21 protein-coding genes are annotated in these 22,398 nt (G+C 44.5%); 8 read left to right on the top strand and 13 right to left on the bottom strand.

Going from position 1 to position 22,398, the window contains the following annotated elements; translation table 11 throughout:
• Positions 1 to 120 precede the first annotated feature (120 nt).
• A complete protein-coding gene (locus tag MHB37_RS04920) occupies positions 121 to 2,475 on the bottom strand; it encodes a YhgE/Pip domain-containing protein (protein WP_339281736.1) in 2,355 nt (784 codons plus the stop codon).
• A gap of 212 nt (positions 2,476 to 2,687) precedes the next feature.
• Positions 2,688 to 3,263, bottom strand: a complete 576-nt coding sequence (locus MHB37_RS04915; RefSeq protein ID WP_076129243.1) for a TetR/AcrR family transcriptional regulator — start codon at positions 3,261 to 3,263, stop codon at positions 2,688 to 2,690.
• A gap of 265 nt (positions 3,264 to 3,528) precedes the next feature.
• Between MHB37_RS04915 and MHB37_RS04910 the strand changes: the two genes are divergently transcribed.
• Positions 3,529 to 4,716 carry an MGDG synthase family glycosyltransferase gene (locus tag MHB37_RS04910; protein ID WP_076129244.1) on the top strand — a complete coding sequence of 396 codons (1,188 nt, stop codon included), beginning with the start codon at positions 3,529 to 3,531 and terminating at the stop codon, positions 4,714 to 4,716.
• A 65-nt stretch (positions 4,717 to 4,781) separates the two neighbouring features.
• Here MHB37_RS04910 and MHB37_RS04905 read toward each other — a convergent pair whose 3' ends face one another.
• The 3 genes from MHB37_RS04905 to thpR form a co-directional block, all read right to left on the bottom strand.
• A complete protein-coding gene (locus tag MHB37_RS04905) occupies positions 4,782 to 5,465 on the bottom strand; it encodes a metal-dependent hydrolase (RefSeq protein WP_076185047.1) in 684 nt (227 codons plus the stop codon).
• Positions 5,466 to 5,539: 74 nt separating this feature from the next.
• Complete coding sequence (locus MHB37_RS04900) at positions 5,540 to 6,466, bottom strand: cell wall hydrolase (protein WP_076185046.1); 927 nt, start codon at positions 6,464 to 6,466, stop codon at positions 5,540 to 5,542.
• Positions 6,467 to 6,543: 77 nt separating this feature from the next.
• Complete coding sequence (gene thpR, locus MHB37_RS04895; RefSeq protein ID WP_076194205.1) at positions 6,544 to 7,146, bottom strand: RNA 2',3'-cyclic phosphodiesterase; 603 nt, start codon at positions 7,144 to 7,146, stop codon at positions 6,544 to 6,546.
• An 89-nt stretch (positions 7,147 to 7,235) separates the two neighbouring features.
• Here thpR and MHB37_RS04890 point away from each other — a divergent pair, with 89 nt between their 5' ends.
• Together MHB37_RS04890 and MHB37_RS04885 are read left to right on the top strand one after the other, a co-directional pair.
• Positions 7,236 to 8,192 (top strand): D-2-hydroxyacid dehydrogenase, encoded by a 957-nt coding sequence (locus MHB37_RS04890; RefSeq protein ID WP_076307050.1) that lies wholly within the window; start codon positions 7,236 to 7,238, stop codon positions 8,190 to 8,192.
• A 78-nt stretch (positions 8,193 to 8,270) separates the two neighbouring features.
• Complete coding sequence (locus MHB37_RS04885; RefSeq protein WP_076307051.1) at positions 8,271 to 8,786, top strand: GrpB family protein; 516 nt, start codon at positions 8,271 to 8,273, stop codon at positions 8,784 to 8,786.
• Positions 8,787 to 8,861: 75 nt separating this feature from the next.
• Here the strand turns inward: MHB37_RS04885 and MHB37_RS04880 are convergent, their stop codons facing one another.
• Positions 8,862 to 10,271, bottom strand: a complete 1,410-nt coding sequence (locus MHB37_RS04880) for a deoxyguanosinetriphosphate triphosphohydrolase family protein (protein ID WP_076185043.1) — start codon at positions 10,269 to 10,271, stop codon at positions 8,862 to 8,864.
• 279 nt (positions 10,272 to 10,550) lie between these two features.
• Between MHB37_RS04880 and MHB37_RS04875 the strand changes: the two genes are divergently transcribed.
• Positions 10,551 to 11,300, top strand: a complete 750-nt coding sequence (locus MHB37_RS04875) for a polysaccharide deacetylase family protein (RefSeq protein WP_076129284.1) — start codon at positions 10,551 to 10,553, stop codon at positions 11,298 to 11,300.
• 66 nt (positions 11,301 to 11,366) lie between these two features.
• Positions 11,367 to 12,365, top strand: coding sequence for a substrate-binding domain-containing protein (locus tag MHB37_RS04870; RefSeq protein ID WP_405169004.1), 999 nt, complete (start codon positions 11,367 to 11,369; stop codon positions 12,363 to 12,365).
• A gap of 379 nt (positions 12,366 to 12,744) precedes the next feature.
• Here the strand turns inward: MHB37_RS04870 and modB are convergent, their stop codons facing one another.
• The 5 genes from modB to MHB37_RS04845 form a co-directional block, all read right to left on the bottom strand.
• A complete protein-coding gene (modB, locus tag MHB37_RS04865; RefSeq protein ID WP_172628881.1) occupies positions 12,745 to 13,401 on the bottom strand; it encodes a molybdate ABC transporter permease subunit in 657 nt (218 codons plus the stop codon).
• A 40-nt stretch (positions 13,402 to 13,441) separates the two neighbouring features.
• Entirely contained in the window at positions 13,442 to 14,236 is a 795-nt protein-coding gene (gene modA, locus MHB37_RS04860) for a molybdate ABC transporter substrate-binding protein (RefSeq protein ID WP_405169003.1), read from the bottom strand.
• A 506-nt stretch (positions 14,237 to 14,742) separates the two neighbouring features.
• A complete protein-coding gene (locus MHB37_RS04855) occupies positions 14,743 to 15,708 on the bottom strand; it encodes a YafY family protein (protein ID WP_076185040.1) in 966 nt (321 codons plus the stop codon).
• A 199-nt stretch (positions 15,709 to 15,907) separates the two neighbouring features.
• Positions 15,908 to 16,594 (bottom strand): hypothetical protein, encoded by a 687-nt coding sequence (locus tag MHB37_RS04850; protein WP_076185039.1) that lies wholly within the window; start codon positions 16,592 to 16,594, stop codon positions 15,908 to 15,910.
• 190 nt (positions 16,595 to 16,784) lie between these two features.
• Positions 16,785 to 17,471 carry a M50 family metallopeptidase gene (locus MHB37_RS04845; protein ID WP_405169002.1) on the bottom strand — a complete coding sequence of 229 codons (687 nt, stop codon included), beginning with the start codon at positions 17,469 to 17,471 and terminating at the stop codon, positions 16,785 to 16,787.
• 225 nt (positions 17,472 to 17,696) lie between these two features.
• Here MHB37_RS04845 and MHB37_RS04840 point away from each other — a divergent pair, with 225 nt between their 5' ends.
• On the top strand, positions 17,697 to 18,164 hold the full coding sequence (locus tag MHB37_RS04840; RefSeq protein WP_280753489.1) for a hypothetical protein: 468 nt from the start codon (positions 17,697 to 17,699) through the stop codon (positions 18,162 to 18,164).
• Between the two features lie 49 nt (positions 18,165 to 18,213).
• A complete protein-coding gene (locus MHB37_RS04835) occupies positions 18,214 to 18,918 on the top strand; it encodes an AIM24 family protein (RefSeq protein ID WP_405169001.1) in 705 nt (234 codons plus the stop codon).
• Between the two features lie 94 nt (positions 18,919 to 19,012).
• Here MHB37_RS04835 and MHB37_RS04830 read toward each other — a convergent pair whose 3' ends face one another.
• Both MHB37_RS04830 and MHB37_RS04825 read right to left on the bottom strand, forming a co-directional pair.
• Positions 19,013 to 19,468, bottom strand: coding sequence for a Dps family protein (locus MHB37_RS04830; protein ID WP_036676579.1), 456 nt, complete (start codon positions 19,466 to 19,468; stop codon positions 19,013 to 19,015).
• Positions 19,469 to 19,655: 187 nt separating this feature from the next.
• Complete coding sequence (locus MHB37_RS04825; RefSeq protein ID WP_405169000.1) at positions 19,656 to 21,134, bottom strand: potassium/proton antiporter; 1,479 nt, start codon at positions 21,132 to 21,134, stop codon at positions 19,656 to 19,658.
• A gap of 194 nt (positions 21,135 to 21,328) precedes the next feature.
• Here MHB37_RS04825 and MHB37_RS04820 point away from each other — a divergent pair, with 194 nt between their 5' ends.
• The gene (locus MHB37_RS04820) at positions 21,329 to 22,393 is read left to right on the top strand and encodes a GNAT family N-acetyltransferase (protein WP_405168999.1); all 1,065 of its coding nucleotides are present in this window, start codon (positions 21,329 to 21,331) and stop codon (positions 22,391 to 22,393) included.
• The last annotated feature ends 5 nt before the right edge of the window (positions 22,394 to 22,398 follow it).

The raw sequence follows: 22,398 nt of genomic DNA, 5'->3' as shown, positions 1-22,398 counted from the left end.
AAGATTTTTCACTCCTTCTAATATGTTTGCAAGAAAAAGGGTTTTTATGATTTTAAATCAAAAAAAGCGTCTCCCGGAGGAGACGCTTTTTTATACTTTTTTTTCAAAAAATTTATCAGTTTATACAGTCAAAACTTGTTCACTATTCACTCCAACTTCATTCTCACGGCTACGAGTCATGAAGTAAGCGAAGGTAAGAGCAAGGAATCCAAGACCAAAGATTGCCAGGATACCTACATCTCCCCACATTGCACTGAAGTCACCTGTAGAAATTACTGCTTTGAGACCACTAACTGTGTAAGTCATTGGAAGCAGTGGATTAAAGAATTTCATCCAGTTAGGAATCAATTCAAGTGGGAATGTTCCGGCACTAGTTGTTAATTGGAAGATAAGAATAACGATAACAACGAAACGTCCCGGTTGATCCATCCAAGTAACAATCGCTTGAACTACCCATGTGTAAACTAAGCTTGTTAAGAATGTAAATACGAAGAATAGCGGTTTACTTTGTACTTCCAGTCCAAGTCCGTACAATACAACCACAGCAGCCAGCATAGACTGGATAAAGCTCATCATTGTGAAGGTAAGCGTACGGCTGATGAAACGGTTCATACGGCTAGCACCAAGGACAGCCGAATCACGCATTGGAATAACAATTGTTGAAATCAAAGCACCTACAAATAATCCAAGGGATAGGAAGTAAGGAGCAAAACCTGTACCATAATTCGGAACATGATTCACAACTTTATCCTCAACCACAACTGGTTGTGCGAACATTTCCATCATTGCATCTGTTTTGTTCACACTGCCTGTTTTTTCAGCAGCATCGCCAAGCTTAGTTGCCAGTTCTGTTGATCCAGATTTCAGATCATCCATACCATCTTTCAGCTCGCCTGCGCCATCAGCCAGTTTTTTCGAACCATCTGCAACCGCACTGATACCGGAACCTAGTTCGCCTACACCGCTAAGCAGTTTTGAGGTACCATCACCAAGTGCTTTACCGCCTTCAGCCAGCTTGCTGCCTCCAGCTGCAGCTTCTTTAAGCTTCGCACCAAATTGTTGCATTCCTGCATTCAGCTTATCGCCACCAGTTACAAGTGCAGATGCGCCTTGTGCCAGTTTTTGTTGTCCTGTCAACAGCTGTGTGCTACCAGCATTTAATTGCTTTGCTCCATCATGCAACTGAGTTACACCAGCAGCTACCTGCTGTGAACCCGAGTGCAGTTGAGTTGCACCTTGTGCCAGTTGCTCTTGCCCACTGTGGAGTGCAGTAGCACCCTGTGCCAGCTGCTCTTGGCTTTGTTGCAGTTGCTCACTGCCTTGTGCCACGGCTGCACTAGCTGCCAGCAGCTTCTGTACCGCTGGATTTTGTGCCAGCTCAGGACTAGCCTGTGCCAATTGCTCCAATCCTTGAGCTACCGCTTTAGCACCCTCAGTTACCTTCGTGCTGCCTGCGGCGGAAGCTTGCAAACCCGCTTCCAGTTTCGCGCTGCCATCTACGGAAGAAGTTAAGCCCGCTTCCAGCTTCGCGCTGCCATCAACTAAAGATTGTGTTCCTGCTTGTAGTTTAGAAGTACCATCCACAGCAGACTGTGTTCCCGCCTGAAGCTGTGTAGCACCTGTTACAGCTTGTTTCAAGCCGTCACTAAGCTGTTTACTGCCGGCAGAACTTTGTGCAACACCGTCTTGAAGTTGCGTATGTGCAGTAGACAATTGTTGCAATCCGCTTGCCAACGTGGTTGATCCTGTTTTAAGCGCCGTAGCACCTGCATTCAAATCAGTCACACCTTGTGTAAGGGGTTCTACACCATTTTGAAGTTTACCTGTACCATCTGTCAGTACAAGTAGATTATCTTTCAGCTTCAAGGCTCCGTCATCTAGCTTACCAGCGCCATCAGCGATCTTGGAAGCACCATCTCCGGCTTCGCCCAATCCATCAGATACTTCTGTAATCTGATTGAATACAGACTCAACATAAGCTTCTGTTACTTTAGCAGATACTTTATTTTTAATTTCTGCTACAGCCGTACCACCGATCTGACCAGCCAAGAAGTTATAACCTTCATTTGGCTCATAAATAATTTTTGCCGGCTGTGGTTCATCATCCATAAGAGTAGTAGCTTTAGCAGAAAAGTCTTCCGGAACAATGATCGACATATAATAAGTATTGTCCTTCATTCCTGCTTCCGCTTCTTCAAGGGAAACGAAGTTCCACTGGAAGCCGTCGGTTACCTTCAACTCTTCTATAAGATCATTACCGGCTTGTAGTTGCTTGCCTTCATAATTAGCGCCGACATCCTGGTTGACCACAGCAACCGGAAGTTCATTCATCTTGCCATACGGATCCCAGAATGCCTTCAGGAAGAATCCGCTGTACATCACCGGAATAAATAGGATAGCAATCATCGGAATCAGCACCTTCGGATTTCTAAGGGCTGCTCCAAGATCCTTGGTAAATACGGATAATGATTTCATTCTGGTTCTCTCCTTATGAGCTTATGCTCTCTTTAAAATGCTTTGTTTGCGAAATATTACGTAACACTAAGTGACTGTTTTCCCCATTCGGTCAATTCAGGGTATAAAAAAATGCCTTGCGGCTCTTCTTCAATGCCTAATCATCTTGAGAATTGTTAAGGGAAAGCGAATCGAGTGATGCTGAGAACGCCATCCCTATCCTGAATCAACCCTTACTGTGCCAATCCTTCGGCGAGAAACAAATGAAAATACATCTTGATCTGTTCCTTGTCCAAGGGAGTATGTGTTTTATTCAGTTCAGCAGTCAATACAATATATAATCTGAACATGACTACCGAGACGATTTTGGGATCGCAAGGTTTGATTTCTCCCTGTTGGAGCGCTTGTTGCACCTCCCGTTCTAAATATTCTAAAACTACGTTCTCGATCTTCTCGAGTCCTTCTCCAGCCTGCGGCGTACCGAATTCGCGATTCTCCTGGGAAAGTTTTATGAATAGCTCCTGCTCACTTCGAAACTCAAGCAGAGCATCCAGCACACGATGCAAGTTATCAAAGAAAGGTCTGTCTCGCCTGATCTCCCGTTCAGCTATCGTCTTCATTTCCATCATCATATCGCGCAGGATCTCGTCAAACAATTGCTCTTTGTTTGTAAAAAAGGTGTAGATGGTTCCCTTACCGACATTTGCAATCTTAGCAACCTGATCCATTGTAGTTGCCTTATAGCCAAATAATGAAAAAGATTTCGCTGCGGCCTGAAGCACCTGCTGTCTTCGATCCACCACTGCCACCTGTGCACACTTCCTTTCTCCAGAAAATATCGTTCCCGCTGACTTCTGACCATTTTACTAATCCGGTCAATTGGTCATTCACTACTTTATCATGTTGTTTTCTAGTTTGCAATACTTTGGGCGAACCTTTTATTTTTTTATTTATTGCAGGGTTTTAACTTTCTATTTACGTCTTACTTGTATAATGTGAGTATAGTATAGATTTCCTAGTATAATTAGAAGAAGGAAAGCATCTCTATAGAAAAGGAAAGTAGCAGGTGAACTTATGCGAAAGAAAAGAGTACTGCTGTTTTCGGAAGGCTTCGGTACGGGCCACACAGGAGCAGCCTATGCTCTGGCCGAAGGAATAAAGCTGCTGAATCCGGATGTCCAGTGCCGAGTCATCGAGCTGGGGAAATTTCTTAACCCGACGGTCGCCCCTTGGATTCTTTCCGCTTACCGCAAAACAGTTAGCAGCCAGCCTAAGCTGGTCGGCATGATGTATAAGACACAATATCATAAATCATTGAACCCGTTGACTAAAATGGCGCTTCACCGGATTTTTTATACACATGCTTCACAGGTGATCGAACAGCTAAAGCCTGATTTGATTATCTGCACTCATCCCATTCCGGCTGCGGTCATTTCCAGACTAAAGCGTCGTGGATTAAATGTGCCTCTGTATACATTAATTACAGATTATGATGCACATGGGAGCTGGGTAAATTCCGAGGTCAATCGTTATCTCGTATCTACCCCACGTGTCAAATCCATTCTGACAGGCCGTGGGATCGCTCCAGAGCTAGTAACCGTGACTGGCATCCCAGTGCATCCAAAGTTCTGGGAACGCTCCAACAAGACGCTGCTGCGCAAGGAACTGGGATTGGCTGATATCCCAACCGTACTCATTATGGGTGGAGGTTGGGGGTTAATGTTCGGCAAAGAGATTATGCATTCCCTCACCGCCAGAATGGATGATATTCAGCTCGTCTTCTGTATGGGCAGTAATGAGAAGCTAATCGCCAAAATGAAGTCCAATCCACTGCTCAATCATCCCAATGTTAAAATTCTGGGATATAGCAGTGAAATCAATAAATTGATGGATGCCTCAGACCTGCTGATCACGAAGCCTGGAGGGATGACCTGCACAGAAGGTCAGGCCAAAGGAATTCCGATGCTTTTCTATAAAGCTATTCCAGGTCAGGAAGAGAAAAACTGCCAATATTTCGTAGAGCTTGGGCTGGCAGAGGTGCTCGACTCGGAAGTAGTGAACAAATGGTTCACTATGATGCTTCGTGAATATTCAGTTCTGGAAGAGCAACGCAGACGACGTCTCGCTCCAGATAAACATCAACCGCAAAGCTGTGCGACTACTGTTCTGAAGATGTTAGGTAACCCCGTAAGCGAAGCAACTGAAATCAGAGGCTCTAGAGCGCAAGCACGTAATGAAGAACCTGTATGTATTACACCTTAAAGAATAAGCAGGTAGTCAGGGAATTTCCCCCGGCTACCTGCTTTTTTTAATATAAATCGGATTGGTTAAAATTCTACACTCTCACCAGCTTTAAGCGGGAAACCTTCCACTCCCTCTTGGTGCAGGCGATCGCAGAAATCAGCACCATCCTGAGCAATATCCGGAAATGTATTGTAATGTAGCGGGATCACCTTATCCGCCCGCAGCCAGCGTGCGGCCAGCAAGGCGTCATCCGGTCCCATGGTAAGCATATCGCCTATAGGCAGAGCTGCCAGGGCAATCGCATTCCTTTCTCCAATGAGGCGCAGATCACTGAATAGCGCGGTATCCCCCGCATGGAAAATCGTCTTGCCCTCAATCGTCAATAAAATCCCCGCGGGTTGTCCAGCATAAATCCAAGAGTCGCCCTCCTGAATGGATGAGGAATGAAATGCCTGCGTAAATTTCACAGTCATCCCGGCATAGGTATGACTACCACCTATATTCATGTGCTTTACCTGTGCACCCTTCATCCGGCAATATTCGGCAAGCTCAAACACCGCAAAGATCGGACAATCATTCTGTTTGGCAATTTCGACAGCATCTCCAAAATGGTCAGAGTGGCCGTGAGTAAGCAGAACGGCATCAACGGAAATATCGGCAGGTGAAATACCGGAGTTCGGATTGCCTGACAAAAAAGGGTCAATAATAACCTTCACGTTCCCCGTCTCTACCAGCAGAGCTGAATGTCCATAATAAGTGATTTTCATGGTTATCTTCCACCTCCAGATTCATATAGTTTAGTTTACCCTATATAGCGCTGAGGTTCACAGATCCACCAAATTTATTTATAAAAAGTATGATTGCCAATGGTTTTAACATAAGTCTGTGTATGATGTACGGTCAGATCCTGTGCAAGTTTTAGCGACAAGAAAAAGTAAGTATTATCGGGAACTTCCTTTACTCCGGAGAGTGCAGCATTCACCGCTTTAATACTATCATCGTTAGGCTTCACACGGTTAAGACGCCCGTTAGCTACAGGGCTGAACTGGCTCTTCTGATAAATAACCTTATATATCGTGTCGGGGAAATTGGCTGACCGCAGCCTATTCAGAACAACGTTGGCAACTGCCACCTTGCCCTTGTACGGTTCACCTTCCGCCTCTGCCATTACAATTTTTTGTAGCAGAAGCAGTTCTTCTTCGGATACAGCGTAGCGCCGGGTTGCTTTACTTTGCTGCTCCTGGCTTAATAGCTCTGTCCGAGAGAAGTACAATGTTGTGAGGGGATGTTTCTGAGAAGCCGAGACTGTCTTCGCTGTCGCCTGACTACTCTTTGTTGCTGTTTCCGCCAATTGCGACGCTTTTTGCGCAGCTGGCTTGGATTGTACTACATCAGCCTTCACCCGAATAATGGAAACGTTCGATGTGTTTTTTGTGTTTTTTTGTTTTAATTTTTTTACACTAAGCCATTCCACACCCTTCGCCGGTTTCCAAGCGGAACTTAAAAGACTGAATGTGTTATTAAGCTTATTGGCTTGTGTAACTTCAGTAATGCCCCTCGTAATGCTACTCGTTATACTAGACTTCGATTCATCTTGCAAAAGAGAAAGTACGGATGCACGGCTAGTGGATTGCAACTTATCCATCTGCACCCTGTCCACCTTCCCTTCCGCAACTTGTTCGGGTTGCAATAAGCTTATGGCAGAGAAACACACTAGTATAACGCCAACGAGCAACGCAATATAGCGGTTTTGTTTAAAAATTAACATGATATTCCTCCTATTTCACGGCACATTCCTATTGTATGTAACCGAAAACGGAAGCTTTGAAAACTTTATTATCGATTTTAAACTGTAAACTTTTCAATAATTTCATACATAGGAATGGCATACATTCTGGTAGCATACAACACAAAACTATCAATCGTCCAGTCTCTCTGATAGTTTTTTAGGTTCCAATCATCATCCAATTTCAGTAAATTTTCCAGCAATTTATCATCATATGAATTTTTTCCCCGGTACTTTCGAGCCACAGTAAGATGCGGTTTATAGGCCCTGGATTCGCCTGAAAAACCTAGTGGAAACGTCGCTGAATGCACTCTGGCAGCTAATTGATTTAATGCCTCTATTTCGCCGGAAACCCCTATCCACAGGACTCTTGGGGAAGCTGGAAGACCAAATGTGTCCCATTTGTCCAAAGAGAGATTGAAGGGTCTGCCTTGCCCCGCAGTCTTCCTCAAGGATTTCACTAAATCTGGAATTTTGGCCTTTGGGGTATCTCCTAAAAATTGCAGGGTAATATGATAATCTTGCGGATTTGTCCATTTAGCAAAATCAAAATTTTCAGATAGCTTTGAACATGCCTGCGCCACTATTTCTTGCAGCTCAGAAGGTAATTTCACAGCTAAAAAAAGCCGTTCTGATTCGTTCTCTGATGCTTTAGCATCCATGGTCAATTTCACCTTCTCCAATAGATTTGGTATTCTTAACCTATAACATGATCCATATCCATTAAACCACAAAGTAGGAGGAACACATCATGACTAAGTCTATAGTATGTCTACAACCACTTACATCTCAGCAGCAGGAAAGGATCAAAGCGGCTGCCCCAGGCTATACATTTACACAAGGAGACGCAAAAAATCCGGATTTGCAGCTGCTTGCAGAAGCAGAAATTGTAATTGGCTGGGCAAAAGGTATTTCGGATACACTCCTTCGCCCCGAGTCCTCCCTTCGCTGGGTTCAGTCCTGGTCTGCTGGTATTGAGAAGCTTCCCCTCGATCGTCTTAAGGAACAAGGAATCCTGCTCACCAGTGGGAGCGGGGTTCATGCCGAACCTATTTCTGCGGTAATCTTCGGGTTCATACTTCTCTTCACCCGTAATTTGCATACAGCTGTACGCAATCAGCAGAACCGTATTTGGAAATCTGATGGCAGTGAAAGCGAGCTGTTCGGTAAAACAGCCGTAATAGCTGGAACTGGAGCGATCGGCAGTGAAACCGCCAGAATTGCTAAAGCCTTCCGGATGAAGACTATCGGTGTCAGCCGTTCCGGTAAGCCAGTCGCAGACTTTGATCAAATCTATACAACAGATCGTTTATCCGAAGCTGTAAGTCAAGGAGATTTCATCATCAATACCCTTCCTATTACCGATGAGACCAAGCATTTATTTAATGCCACCAGCTTCTCCTCGTTTAAAGAAGGCTCCTATTACATTAACATTGGCCGGGGCGCAACTACCGATACAGAGGCGCTGATCGACGCATTGAATCGCGGACAACTCCGTGGCGCTGGGTTGGATGTTTTTGAGACCGAACCCCTTCCGCAGGATCATCCGCTTTGGTCTATGGAGCAGGTTATTATCACTCCACACTCCGCTGGAATTACAGATCAATACGCTGACCGGATCGTTAATATTTTTACCGAAAATGTGAAGTCTTACTTATCATCAGGCACACCTTCTCTAAATCTTGTTGATTATGACCGGCAATATTAATAATAAGCTTTACAAAACAGGAACATCTGTTCTATAATAAGAAAATCCAAAGTTATCCATAAAGAGAGGGTTAGTGCAATGAAGGTCACGGTCACAGAATTTAACGAACAATGGAGTCTAATGTTCAACGAAGAAGCTCAGAAGATTAAAGATATCTTTGCTGATGCCCTCGTTGATATTCACCACATTGGCAGCACTTCTGTTTCCGGACTCAAAGCGAAACCAATCATAGATATAATGCCTGTAGTACGAAATATCGAAGCTGTAGATGAGTTCAACCAGCAAATGACAGCACTTGGTTATGAATGTATGGGTGAGTTCGGTATCAGTGGCAGAAGATATTTCAGAAAAGGCGGAAATAGCAGAACCCATCATGTTCATGTCTTCCAAATGGATAATAAGATAGATATCGGTCGTCATCTGGCTGTAAGAGACTACCTTCGATCACATCCGGAGGCGGTTAAACAGTACGGAGATTTAAAAGATACTCTTGCCAAACAATTCCCAGAGGATATTGGAGCTTATATAGACGGGAAAGAAGAATTTGTGGTTAATCTTGAAAAAACTGCATATGAGTGGTATTTAAATCAATAATCCTTATAAAAATAGCCCCTGCTGTTCATTTAGATCATCCTAAATGAACAGCAGGGACTACTTGTCTAAGAGCCTCTAATCCAAATCATAAATCGAGCCGACCTTCAGTCCGTACAGCTCATTATATATTTTCTCTGCAAAAGCATCAGTCATCCCTGCGATATAATCAATCACCATATGCTCCCAAGTCCAAATCGGCTTTGCCTGCTTCTGATCTTTCTCAAAGCGCTGCAGCCAATCCGATGGAATAATGGCTTTAGAGGTCTGTGGATCCAGAAATGCTCCCCATAGTCGGCGCAAAATCCACTCACTACGTTTCTGCAGCCGCTGCACACGCAAATCACGGATCATAGTGACCCATGCGAAGCTTTTCAACACACTGACGGTCCGCAGCATATCTTCATCTTCTTTTCCTTCCTTTATAAAGGTGACCTTCTTCCAGTCTCCATCTTGGATCACTCCCAAGCTTGCGACAAAGGTACTTACCCAATAAGCCTTAACTTCACGTCGAGTGCGGGAATAGTCGTTTTCACAGGTTGGCATTTTTTCCTTCCAAACCCGAAGAAATGAACTAAGCACTTCCTCGACCTTCGCGCGAATGCATTCCTCTTCCCAGCCCTTCCAGAAGAAATCCTCGAGCGTGGTGATTTTCTCCACGATTAACCGCTGGATATAAGAATCATGCATAAAGTGTTCATGCACTTCAATCTTTCCGGCTTTAATCCCATCCTCCAGATCATGTGCAGAATAAGCGATATCGTCACAAAGGTCCATAAGCTGAGCCTCCAACGTTTTCTTACCTGCTGGTATTCCCCATTCTTTGCGGATCTCCGAAATATATCCCCATTCGTGCAGGTACATCCCCTTCTTCAGCGAGGTGCCGGGAAAAGGATACTTATTTATGCCTAGCAGCACAGCATCCGACAGATTTAGGCCATCAATATTTTCACGCTTCTCCAGAAACATAATCAGCCGATAGTTGTGGGCATTGCCTTCGAAATGCTCATAACGTTGCTTCATCTGCTCATGGATCAGCAGCCGATCCACACCCGTTGCGCCTGATTGCAGCGCAGCCTCGTTAGTTTTCTTTTCAATAAGCTGTTCCAAAATATTATCCAGCACTTCTTCCCCTTTATGTCCAAAAGGAGGATGGCCAAAATCATGAGCGATAGCTGCGCATTCCACTACCTCTGGATCGATAACAAGACCCGGATTCTCCGCCTTAGTGGTTTCCACTTCTGGATACGATCGCAGCAGACTTTTCGCCGCCTCACGGGCAATCTGCGCAACTTCAAGTGAGTGAGTCAGACGCGTACGGTAATAATCACCCGTCCCTGCTCCGAATACTTGTGATTTACCTTGTAGCCTACGAAAAGTAGGCGAATGAATCAGGCGTGAATAATCACGCTCATAAGCAGCTCTCGACGTTTCAAGGCGGGTAATCTCCGGATATTGCCGGTGTTCTCTTTTTTCAATAAGTGTCATATTCCCACCCCTAACCAAATGTCTGTATATAGTACTTCATTATAAGGCATTTTCATAACTATTTTCACATCAAAATACAAAAGCTAATTTAATTATAAACGGGCATGTCGATAACTATGTAATCATCAGAAGCCAAAATGAATCTCATAACCTGTACATGAAGGTATAGTAGAAAGAAGAAAGAGCACGAAAAAAGACTGGTTGTCTTTACAAAACTTAAACTATGAATATACCGACCCCCAAAAGGAGCACTCTAAAATAAAAAAAACAGGTGAAATGATGAAAACTCGCAGCAAAATTATGATGATCACCCTTACACTCTTTTTATGCTTCACGAACTCTGCTCTAGGCAGTCCAAGCAAAAACCGCGACTACTACGAAAAAAGAGGAGACATGATTTGGGAAGTACATACTAACCAAAAAGTGATTGCATTGACGTTCGATGACGGTCCTGACCCTACTGAAACCGATCAAATCTTAAAGGTATTGAATCAATACCATGCGAAATGCACCTTTTTTGCGATAGGAAAAAGAATTGCAGCCTATCCAGAGGTAGCGAAACGAGTGATTGCTGAGGGGCATGAATTAGCTAACCATACCTACAATCACGTTTATTTTAAAAGACCTATTAATGAAGCCCAATTTGAGCAGGAGCTAAAATTGACCGAAGAAGAGATTATAAAAGTCTCCGGTAAACATAGTTCACTGTTCAGACCACCAGGCGGCATGTATGACGAGACCTTAGTAGATCTGTCTAACAATATGGGCTTGAAGCCCATATTATGGTCCTGGCATCAAGATACACGTGACTGGAATCGCCCAGGGGTATACAGTATTTCGAACAAGGTCATTCGAAATGCACGTAATGGAGACATCGTTCTGTTTCATGATCATGTGCACGGGCAGTCACAAACTAGAGAAGCGCTTAAAATTATTTTGCCCGAATTAGAAAAGAAAGGCTTTCGATTTGTCACTGTCTCTGAGTTGATCAAATTATCCAGTACACAGCAGGCTGGGAAACAACAATAGCCTAATTGCACAGGACTTCAAAATAGGGTAGTCTTGTCCTAATATGAAGTTCTGGAGGCTTTTGTGATGTCCGATAATACATCCTATACGACAGAGGAAATTGCCCGCTTATTAAAAATATCAAAATTAAAAGTATATGATCTAATTAAAAAAGGGGAGCTCCCCTCCTACCGTGTAGGAAAACAAATGCGCGTGGATCAATCCGATTTGGAGGCCTACAAACAAAATACACGGAGTGGGGTGTCTACCGCTAACCCTACTACTATAATGGGCCAGACTCCACCAGCAATACCCTTGGCCTTTTCCGGTACAAATCCAGCTCAAATGCCAGCACAATCTCCTCACCTTAAAGCTGTAGGACACAGCTTGGTGATTACAGGTCAGGATATGTCACTGGATATTCTAGCTACCTATTTAGAACGGGCTCTGCCTACTGAACGTCCTCTTCGTTCTTATGCCGGGAGTCTAGACAGCCTGATTGCCATGTATAAAGGGGAATCGGACATTGTCAGCACACATTTACTCGACGGGGATACTGGAGAATACAACCTACCCTATATCCGTAAAATACTCGTCGGATGTTCTTATGTTGTGGTTCGCCTGCTAACCCGAAGTGCTGGTTTATACGTACAAAAAGGGAATCCCAGAGGTATTCAGGAATGGTCTCACTTAGAGCAGGATGGACTCACGCTGATCAATAGAGAACGAGGCTCAGGTGCACGCGTATTATTGGATGAACAGCTTCGATTGCATGGCATTCCAGCAGCCACCCTATCAGGCTATATGAACGAGGAGAACAGCCATTTGGCAGTTGCCGGTAAAGTGGCCCGGGGAGAAGCTGATGTAGCCATCGGCACCGAGAAAGCCGCCAAGATTGTCGACGGCGTTGATTTTATTCCTATGATTCAGGAGTGCTACGACCTGGTGATGATAAAAAAACCGGAGCATGAGCAATGGATCGCTGCCGTGATTGATATTTTGCGTTCACCAGCCTTCCAGAGTGAGCTTGGATCCATTCACGGATATGATCTCACGGAAACTGGTACGATAATTTATGAGACTTAATGGTCGCAGACAGAAGAAGGAAGCACTCTGCAGAAGCGTTTAACTGTATTTCGTACAACTATATTACTTCGAACAACTAGCAAATTAGATATAACTGTATTTGGTACACCTATTTCTTTTGATTTACTACCCCATAGGCGTCTTTTCTAGTTTTAGTTGTATAGAATACAATTAAAACTAGAACGTTCCCTTATGCAGACCGAATAACTGGATAGAATGCAGTTAACTCACAGACTCCATCAAAATTTGGCGGTGCTAAAAGCTGCATCAAAGTCGCCGGGTTTCCACTTGCTCAGCATCCGCTCAACCGCCCGCTCCAAACCAAAAACACCAGACAGCAACTCTCCCATAACCGGAGAATCGCTGTCTGGTGTTTTTTTTAAGAACGCCGATTCACAAACATCAGCATAGCAGCTGAAATAACAATAATTGAGCATACCCACATCCACGCGAGCGTCATATTGCCTCCATCTACCGCAACATAGATCGCTGTGGGTAAGGTTTGCGTACGGCCCGGAATATTGCCAGCTACCATGATGGTAGCACCAAACTCCCCAAGACCGCGGGCAAAGCCAAGAACATAACCGGCTGCCAGCGACCGGCCCGCAAGCGGCAGCGTGACATAACGCAGTACCTGCAGTTCACTTGCCCCTTGTGCCCGCGCTGCATCTTCAAGATCTGCTTCTATCCCTTCGAAACCCGCCTTCACTGTGCGGTATACGAGTGGAAAAGCTACAACTACAGCAGCGATAACAGCTGCCCCCCATGTGAACAGGATCGTCTGCTCCGTCATCTGTTCATACCATCTGCCGATCCAGCTTCGTCGGCCTAAAATAACTAAAAGCACAAATCCTACGACCGTCGGCGGCAAAACGAGCGGAAGCAGCATTATAGTCTCTACCAAGCTGTGGCCGGGAAACTTCCGGCCTGCCATGGCCTTCGCAGCAGCTGTTGCCAAAATGAATACAATAATGCTGGTAATCACAGATATTTTTACGGAAAGCCATACCGGGGCGAAGAAATCAGTCCAATTTATTTCCAACCTTATTCCACCCGCTTCTACTCGTAATTTCTATTTAAGGAAGCAGGAAGCCATAACTTACAAAGATATCATTAGCTTCCTTGCTCTGAAGGTAACTATACAACTCCTTAGCTGCCTTTTGATTCTTCGAGCTCTTCACGATGCCTGCCGGATAATTAATGGCTTTGTGTACATGTGGACCGACCGTCAAAGCGATTTTAGTTTTCTTTGAAGTAAGCGCATCTGTCTTATAGACAAAACCGGCATCGGCATTTCCTGTTTCTACATAAGAGAGAACCTGACGCACATCCTTGGCAAATACAAGTTTGCTTTGCAGCGGATCCCATACCTTTTTCGCTGCCAGCGATTGCTGAGCATATTGACCCGCCGGCACAGATTCAGGCTGTCCTACTGCCACCTTCTTAAAAGCTTTATCCGTAAGCTGAGTAATTGTAGTTAATTTAACCTTTGAATCTGAGGGTACAACTACAACCAATTGATTCTTAAGCAGAACCTTATGATCGGAGACAAGTCCACCTTCCACCAGTGCATTCATCTGTTTATCACCTGCCGAGAAGAACAGATCCGCCGGCGCCCCTTGCTCAATCTGCTTTTGCAGAGTGCCACTTGCTGCATAATTAAAAACCAAATCAATATCGGGATGTTTCTTTTCATAAAGGAGAGCAATCTTATCCAGGCTGTCTTGCAAACTAGCCGCTGCGGAAACAATAATTTCGGTCTTCTTGGTGGCTGCTTGCACCTCTACACCTGAACCTGCAGATAAATTTACAACCAGAAGGATTGCCAATATCCCCATCACGGAGAGTGCCCATTTCTTAAACATTTCCATTCCTCCCAATTTCGTATGTATATATTTAGATGCTATTCTAGCATACAGTTTTTCGTTTTTCTACAACTACAGTTGTGTTTGGATATGTTTAGTTATATATTGTTATAATTAGACAATATATAACGATGATTTTGGCTTTTTGCACACAAAAAAGATGCCTTTGACGCCCCTAAATAGGGCTGCAAAGACACCACACGAATGATATTAATTCTTCACGTTAAAGCCCAGTACCGTCAACATAATGGATAATCCACTTCCCCAGGAATCTCACCCGGATTAATATATTCATTTTTAAGAATCAAATGAATCTAGAGAATAGCTTTCTTCTGTATAAAATTGAACAAAGGTCAAATTCGAGGATAAAAACAACTCTATAAATCGCAATTATGTTATTTAATGTATGATGATATTATAAAAAGACTCACCAAACAAGAGAAATATTCTATAATTTTTGATTTGTAACAATATATGTAAACGAATATTTCATTTGAAGGTGAGAATCCATCTTATTTATATTGTGATATCCATTTCTCCAACTGCTGCCTGAGCACTTCCCGATAATATAACGGCTCTATGATTTCTGCATCCTCTTCGAATCTCTTAATCCAGCGGACAAATGCAATATCTTGTTCCAACGCGACTTTAAAATAACAACACCGAGCTTGACGGTCTACTTTATTCGGCTTATAGGGCAGATCCTCTCTCTTAAGCCCTTCCATGATTCGCTCCGAAAATTTCACTTTAAACTCTACCTGCAAACTATCGCGGTCAAGTGACCATTTTTGCTTCATAAAAGCTTGCAAATCAAATGATTCCTTTGAGAAGCAGCGGTTTAGTGGCTTCACGTTTGAAAAATCGTTGATATGATATGTACGAATAACACCCTGATGATGGCAAAATCCAATGAGATGATAACGATTTTCCAGTGGGACTAAACAATAAGGATCGATAGTTATTTCTTTCTCCTCCACCGCATTCTCACAATAATTCGCTTGAATACTCCTCTGCTTTAATAAAGCCTCCAAAATAGGTGTTAAAAAAGATTGATGCTCCATCTGTGCACCGCTTCTTTCCAACCAGCTTGTACCTGCTTCTCTTCTTGCACGTTCTATCGTTTCTTCCCGCTCCGCCTTTCGCTTGTATTCAGCTGCAACTACTTTTTCATAAGCGCCTTCAAAACCGATAGGCAGAACGGGTTTAATATCTTCCATAATATAGCGTAGTTGCGAAAACGCAGACGCCTCTTCTTCCGACCAATCCAAAGGATAAAGTGCAAAATTGCCAATAAAAGCATAGCCTTTTCCATGTCCAAGGTGGGTTATAGGAATATGCATGGCGCTAAGCGCGTCCATATCCCGGTATATCGTTCTCTCGCTGTTGCCGCAGCGTTCCGCCAATTCACGGGCTAATATCCCTGGCTTGGCTTGAACAAGTGTAATAATGCGCATCAGTCGGATTAATCGGTCTGTCATATTCAGTTCCCCTTGATTTATGGTTAAATAGACCCATTATTTTATGAAAAAAAGTAATAGTGTGATAGAACTTTTTTACTATGTTACCACATTTTATATTACAATTCTTCTGATTATTTTCCGCCGAACCCGCTGACAAAACAAATTTATGTATAGGTCTTTTTTCGTCAATATGCATCTTCTAGTTGTATGTCCTATATCAATTTCCAGTAGCAGTTTTCCCCCGCTTCTGATACTCGAATCCAATCTGTTTATACAACATTTCGGCCTCTTTAAGTAGTAAAGGATCTCCAGAACGTACGGCTAGTAATAGTAATTTATCTGCGTGACGGCAAAGCATTTCATGAGCTTGACTATGTTGTCCTTCATTTTGCAACGTGGTTGCCTCCTCAATCGTTTCAGCTGTTTTTAACAATTCCAGATGTTTCTCTACGTGAAAGCAGCAGGTTTCACTCAGAACCTGAGTATGATGGGTGTATTCTAGCTCAAGAACCTTTACTGGAAGCTCTTGAACACGCTCTACGGTTGGCTTTTTATATTTCCACTGTAAGGAAAGAGCTTCATATCTACCTGCAATAGTAGTAGAGATATTGAATTCCAAAGCAATAAACTTTCGTTGCCCCGTTTTTATTTTGCCAAGCTTAAGAAGTAGCGATCTGCCCTCACCGACTTCAAACTCACACCCATACGAACGCTTAAAAGTTACATGGGGTTCAAGCCAAACCCGCAGCTCAATTTCACGCGCAACTACTTTATAACTGCTGGGTCTGCTGTGCTCTGCAGGTATATTCCCTTTCCATTCGACAAGCAAAATAACCTTACGATTGCCGCCTGCAAAAATACGATTTTGACTCCATGTGAATACGGGATGAATACTTTCTATCATTATTTCCACCTCTTTCTTTTTTTGGGTCTTCTATTAATGTACCAATAATGGCGGACAACTCCATGTCATGGAATGTATGTTCGGTTCTATATTATCGACAAAAAAAGAGTCATTCTACATGCTTAGTAGACTGACTCTTGTAAAAACAACCCCTTTTGTCTTTTTATGACGAAAATTTTATGTTTTTTTCTCATCGACTCCCTAATTTAGTCTGCACTCGCTCTCGCTTGAAAAATAGTCCCAGTGCCCATTTGGCACACCACAGAGAAAATATAAAAAACAGTGTGGCCCAAAATATAGCGGGTATGGGAGTCATTCTTGCCAGATTGCTGGCATCTCCTGCACGGGACGGTGATACAGCAGCCGCGTATACCAGAAATAAACTTCCCATTACAGACTCCTCCAAGGTTAAAAAGGCCAATAACAAATAATAATATTTGCTGGCCGTCTTCCAAACCAGCAGCATTAGAATATTTAGCGCAATAAATCCGCCCAACCACATCATGCCAAAGCTTCCTCGCACGTATAGCAGGAGCATAATCAACGCCACACCCGTAGCTAAGATAAGGCCCCAATCATGGCGTCCCTTACTGTATAAATAGAAGAGCAGAAGTGCAAATAAGGAGGCTAGCAAATAACCCGAGAGGGAAACTAATATTGCCTTGCCCCCTTCTTGAATGGCTGAATAGGTTACACCGCTATGATCGGCGTATAATTCAATCCTCAGCACACTACCCGACAGTAGTAAGGTCATCAGAGCATGCCCAAATTCATGAATCATCGTGTCTAAATTCCGAAACAAAGATGAAAATGGGATCAATCTAGTCAAAAAAGCAGATCCGATCAGAAGCAATATTGTTTTAAGCCATTTGTTCAATCGACAGCAGCCCCTTTCGTCCAAAGTATACGATAAATAGTACCTCTTCTCAATCGAGATAATCACGGACTGATCGTGTTTAATAATGAGTAAACGAAAACCTTAAGGAGGTAAAAATTACTTTCATTATAAGCATTACCAGTCCCATGGCGTACGCTGTCAGAAGCTGTCAAGCTGTGTTAAAATAAAAGAACTACAAGCCTAAATTGGGTGGTGATTATATAGATGAAGCGACATAAATCCCGAGCATATCTACAGCTGTTATATTCGCTCCTGTTCTTGCTGACGCTTACTGTATGCCTGCCAGCTCCTGTAGCAAAAGCTAATATATTCAGTGATATCTATAATGGAGTTAAAAATTTCTCCGAGCTGCCAAACGAAGTGAATGAATTAAAGGAAGGTTTTCAGCAAACCGCTGAAGAGCTTCAGCAGGCAAAGGATAAGCTCGCGAATACCACGCAGGAGATAGAAGCTTACCGGATACAGAACGAAAACCTGCAGGAACAGAATCGCCAACTGACACAGATGGTTGATGAATTAAAAAATGACCGGACGGCACGCGAAGAATATTATCATAAAATCAAAGTGACTATTTTTACAGGGATTGGACTAATCCTAGGTTATTTTATACTGATCCGTTTTATTCGTTTCAGCATGCTTTACCGTTCGCGAAAAGGCGACCGTCTGCGTTAGTCTTACGTATTCATTGAAGATCACAGTCACAGCATGAGGGAGATGAACTATGAACATCGATATCCAAGATGAAAGCGACATTGGAAGCGGACAAGCCGTAGCCTTCTCCCTTGGGGAGAAGGAAGAGGTTCATGTACTCCATCCACAACAAATTATCGCTTATCAAGGTCCTTCCTCAGGACGAGCGGACAGATTTATGGATGTGAAGGGCATATACCGCAAGCGAAAGTTGATTCGTTCCGATATGGCAGGTCCTTGCCATTTCGTCGCCGCCCTTCCACCAGGCTATCGCATAAAAATCCTGCAGCTCGATGGCAAAAGCGATCTGCTGTACGACTTTAAGCATCTCTTCTTCTACAGTATAGGTATTTCACTGGAGACCCGGGTGCTAAGCATGAAGAATGTGCTCGTTACACGGGACATTGTAAAAGTGAAATTCTCGGGCAATGGCATGATTGGCATACTGACGGAGGGTACGGTCTGTGAAGCTGTACTGCACCCGACCAACCCCCTTTATGTCGATGCAGGCAGCATTATTGCCTACCCTGAGAATGCCAAGCTGGAGCTCACCGTTTACGGCAACCATTTGGCTAGCCAGCATATGAGCTATCACTGGAAGATGACAGGTCACGGGCCTGTGCTGTTTCAGGCAGGACGTCAGAACCGCCGATTCGAAAGAGATAACAACGATGATGGAATTGTTAAACGATTTCTACGCGAGGTAGTTCCCTTCGGGGGTGTGTTTATTAAATAGTTGTGTTCAGCAGTAAAACAACAAAACAAAGAGCGCCATGCGTAGCCTATACGCAGGCGCTCTTTGTGGTTCTATCCTTTATAAGAATGTTGTCTTAGGCGATAAAAGCATTCAACATCCAAGCATGTTTCTCAATGCTGCTTCTAATACCAATCAGCAGATCCGCTGTGGGTTGATCAGCCAGTTCTTCTGCAGTAGCAATCGCAGCCTGCAGTTCTTTAGAAACAGTTGTAAAGTCTCTAACCAGCTCCATTACCATACCCTTGGCATCTTCGCCGCCACGAGCTTCCTGTAAATCGGAAAGCTCCAGATATTGTTTCATAGAGGAGGCAGGTTGTCCACCAATAGCAAGCAGGCGCTCAGCCAAATCATCTGCATAACCAGCAGCTTCATTGTAGAGTTCTTCAAACTTCTCATGCAGCGTGAAGAATTGGGATCCGCTAACATACCAGTGATAATGATGAAGCTTTACCCCAAGCAGGAACCAGTTCGCGGTCTGGCGGTTCAAAGCAGCGTGCAGTTCAGTTTGGCTCTTTAGTTGTGTACTCATTAATAAAACCTCCTATGGTTAATTTATTATATTGTATTTAGACTCGTTCTAAATCTATATACAATTTAACACATCCTTTTGCTTTTTGCAACCACTCTGAAGATTTGCATGTTGCCGATTCTAGCATAACTTTTGTTATAACGCCTATTATCTCTGTCACACTCTGGATAACGTCCTCTTTCTAGACTTAAATCAAAGATATATTTTCCTCCGCCGTCTTCCCTTTCTGACTCCGGAAAAAAGCCCTCATCTCATCGCGTTTGTTCTTTGGACTTAAGACATATACAGTATCCCCTGGCTCAATGACGGTACTGCCATGGGGGGTGACAATGCTTTTATTCCGGATAATAGCAGTAAATAAGATATCATCTGGCAGTCCGATATCGGAGATTTTCTGCCCGGCAATGGGCATGTAAGGTTCAATTCCTATGTGGTTGAACTCGGAATCCGTCTTGCCAAGGGCGACCAGCTCCATCAGGGATGGCTGTGCTGAATCCTCTTGCCCAACCAGCTTCAACCGGGAAGCCAGCGGTGAAATGCTTGTTCCTTGAATCACTGCTGAGGTCAGCACGACGAAGAATACCACATTGAAGAACAGTCGGCCGTGGGGAAGATTAGCTAGCAGCGGATAGGTTGCCAGCACAATTGGAACGGCTCCGCGCAGGCCGGCCCAAGAAATTAGTGTTTTTTCACGAATAGAGAATCTGGAAAAGAGCAAGCTTATAAACACTCCTATTGGCCTTGCCACAACCATCAGAATGACGGACAGCAATATACCTTGCCAAGCCACCTCTGCCAGCTCCTGTGGAAATACCAGTAGACCCAGCAATATAAACATAAATATTTGCATCATCCAAGCAAAGCCATGACTAAAATTCATAATGGTTCGATGATACATCAGCTCGGAATTGCCAAGGGTAAGACCCATTACATAGACAGCCAGCAAGCCGCTGCTATGAACGAGTGCAGATAAGCCGTAGGTTAGGACAGCAAATCCAATTGCCAATACCGGGTAAAGTCCCGTAGAATCCAGGTTAATTCGATTAATAAGATATACTGCGACTTTACCAAGTACAATCCCTATCACCAAACCAACTGCCATCTCCCATATAAAGGACAGCACAAGTCCCCATATCGCCATATCCGGATGCTGAATCCATTCGATCAGCGATACTGTCAAAAATACCGCCATAGGATCGTTGCTGCCTGATTCCGCTTCGAGTGTCGAGGTCAGTCGTTTGTCAATATTCTTACCGCCTAATACCGAAAAGACCGCAGCAGCATCAGTCGAACCCACGATAGCTCCGAACAGAAAACTTTCTGCCCATGACACCTCAAGAATCAGCTTAGCGAACACCCCAACGATAGCTGTCGTTAACAATACGCCTACCGTGGATAAGGATAATGCCGGCCGAATAATAGGCTTGATATCCTTAATACTGGTCTGCATCCCACCTTCGAACAAGATAACAACCAGCGCAAAAATCCCAGCCATTTGTGTTAAGGAAGCATTGTTAAAAAAGATAAATTGACTCAGTACCATCCCCGCAGCAAGGAAAAGCACTAGAGCTGGCATTCCAAATTTAGTGGAGAATTTGGTGGAAAACACACCTACAAGTAAGAGAGCTGCCAGCAATAATATGATATTATCTGCAAGTTGGGTCACCGTTTATTCACTTTCCTTTCGCTTCTAGCTTAAAATATAAGCTTCCTTATTTATGTACGTTATTACCCTTATCCACCTCCTTTTGAGACATTGAATAATATAAGCAGGATTGAAGATTTCATCCGCTGGGGCTTATACTTAAAATAATTCCTTTCTACCCTACTCGTATTTACATATAAGGAGGCTGACTGTATATGCAATTGAGATTAATAACACCTGCGGAGCTGGAGCAAGCCGCTCTTCTAGCCCATTCCATCTTTCGTAAAGCTGGCGACACTTCTATGAAAGAGCTGTTTCCGCTGATTTTTAGCCCTGGTTACACTCACTCTTATGCAGCCGTTGCCGAGGACGGTAACATCGCTGCTTTTATGGGATTAGTGCCCTCCACGATCCGCACTGGAGAAGCTCTCCTGAACGTGTTCTCCATCGGCGCGGTTTGCACAGATCCTGCTTATCGCGGACAGGGACTAGCCGGTCAGCTTCTACAGCTATGCCAGACCCATGCTGCGAATGCCGGCGCATCGCTTATCTTTGTCTCGGGTGACCGCTCGCTGTATACCCGAGCGGGATGCGTACCATTCGGCGGTACGCAATTGGCCGAGCTGAACGCAAGCTCGGCTCACGCACTTGCTGCCGCAGCAGGGGAAGAATGGACGCTGCGGCCCATGCAGCCGGGCGACTTCTTCGCCGTCAACCGGCTGCTGAATGAACGCGAAGCCGGACAGGTGTACAGTCCGGGTGAGCTGGCGCTGCTGCTGGGTGCCGAGGCTTACGCGGGTGTGCTGGGCTTGTCCCAGCGCACACTCGTAGCCGTGCGGGACGGCAGCATCGAGGGGTTCGCCGCGATGGCTGTGCCCGCGGCGGATGTGCCGGCGCCGAGCCCAGCGACGGCGGTGGAATGGGCCGGCCAGCCGCAAGCGGTAGCGGCGTTGCTGGCCAAGGCGGCTCTGTGCGGCGGCGTTGGCACGCTGCAAGTGCCTGTGCCGTGGCAGGAGCGCAGCCTGCTCGCGCTTCTGCGGGACGCCGGCGCCTCCTTAAGCGCCGGCGCGAACAGCGGGACGGTCTGCATCGCAGACCGGGAAGCGCTTTTGCGGCAGACGGAAGTATGCCGCAATCGTAGCCTCGACTTGTCGTCCGTGGACGACAAGGAGCTGATCTCGCTGCTGTTTGATCCAGCGAGCCCGCTTCGCACCTCTGATTCCTCAGGGGAATCTGAGGCAATCCCTTTACCTTATATGTCAGGCCTCCATTTTATTTAAAGCAC

Origin of the sequence: Paenibacillus sp. FSL H3-0286, assembly GCF_045040705.1 — a bacterium.
GTDB classification, from domain to species: Bacteria; Bacillota; Bacilli; order Paenibacillales; family Paenibacillaceae; genus Paenibacillus_AQ; species Paenibacillus_AQ odorifer.
This window is presented reverse-complemented; position numbering and strand designations above follow the sequence as displayed.

What these genes read in the sequence shown, in the direction of transcription:
- MHB37_RS04920 (WP_339281736.1), bottom strand. Translation starts at nt 2,475, where the DNA reads ATGAAATCATTATCCGTATTTACCAAGGATCTTGGAGCAGCCCTTAGA.
- MHB37_RS04875 (WP_076129284.1), top strand. Translation starts at nt 10,551, where the DNA reads ATGAAAACTCGCAGCAAAATTATGATGATCACCCTTACACTCTTTTTA.
- thpR (WP_076194205.1), bottom strand. Translation starts at nt 7,146, where the DNA reads ATGGATGCTAAAGCATCAGAGAACGAATCAGAACGGCTTTTTTTAGCT.
- MHB37_RS04820 (WP_405168999.1), top strand. Translation starts at nt 21,329, where the DNA reads ATGCAATTGAGATTAATAACACCTGCGGAGCTGGAGCAAGCCGCTCTT.
- MHB37_RS04910 (WP_076129244.1), top strand. Translation starts at nt 3,529, where the DNA reads ATGCGAAAGAAAAGAGTACTGCTGTTTTCGGAAGGCTTCGGTACGGGC.
- MHB37_RS04890 (WP_076307050.1), top strand. Translation starts at nt 7,236, where the DNA reads ATGACTAAGTCTATAGTATGTCTACAACCACTTACATCTCAGCAGCAG.
- MHB37_RS04870 (WP_405169004.1), top strand. Translation starts at nt 11,367, where the DNA reads ATGTCCGATAATACATCCTATACGACAGAGGAAATTGCCCGCTTATTA.
- MHB37_RS04905 (WP_076185047.1), bottom strand. Translation starts at nt 5,465, where the DNA reads ATGAAAATCACTTATTATGGACATTCAGCTCTGCTGGTAGAGACGGGG.
- MHB37_RS04900 (WP_076185046.1), bottom strand. Translation starts at nt 6,466, where the DNA reads ATGTTAATTTTTAAACAAAACCGCTATATTGCGTTGCTCGTTGGCGTT.
- MHB37_RS04880 (WP_076185043.1), bottom strand. Translation starts at nt 10,271, where the DNA reads ATGACACTTATTGAAAAAAGAGAACACCGGCAATATCCGGAGATTACC.
- modA (WP_405169003.1), bottom strand. Translation starts at nt 14,236, where the DNA reads ATGGAAATGTTTAAGAAATGGGCACTCTCCGTGATGGGGATATTGGCA.
- MHB37_RS04850 (WP_076185039.1), bottom strand. Translation starts at nt 16,594, where the DNA reads ATGATAGAAAGTATTCATCCCGTATTCACATGGAGTCAAAATCGTATT.
- MHB37_RS04855 (WP_076185040.1), bottom strand. Translation starts at nt 15,708, where the DNA reads ATGACAGACCGATTAATCCGACTGATGCGCATTATTACACTTGTTCAA.
- MHB37_RS04835 (WP_405169001.1), top strand. Translation starts at nt 18,214, where the DNA reads ATGAACATCGATATCCAAGATGAAAGCGACATTGGAAGCGGACAAGCC.
- MHB37_RS04840 (WP_280753489.1), top strand. Translation starts at nt 17,697, where the DNA reads ATGAAGCGACATAAATCCCGAGCATATCTACAGCTGTTATATTCGCTC.
- MHB37_RS04885 (WP_076307051.1), top strand. Translation starts at nt 8,271, where the DNA reads ATGAAGGTCACGGTCACAGAATTTAACGAACAATGGAGTCTAATGTTC.
- MHB37_RS04830 (WP_036676579.1), bottom strand. Translation starts at nt 19,468, where the DNA reads ATGAGTACACAACTAAAGAGCCAAACTGAACTGCACGCTGCTTTGAAC.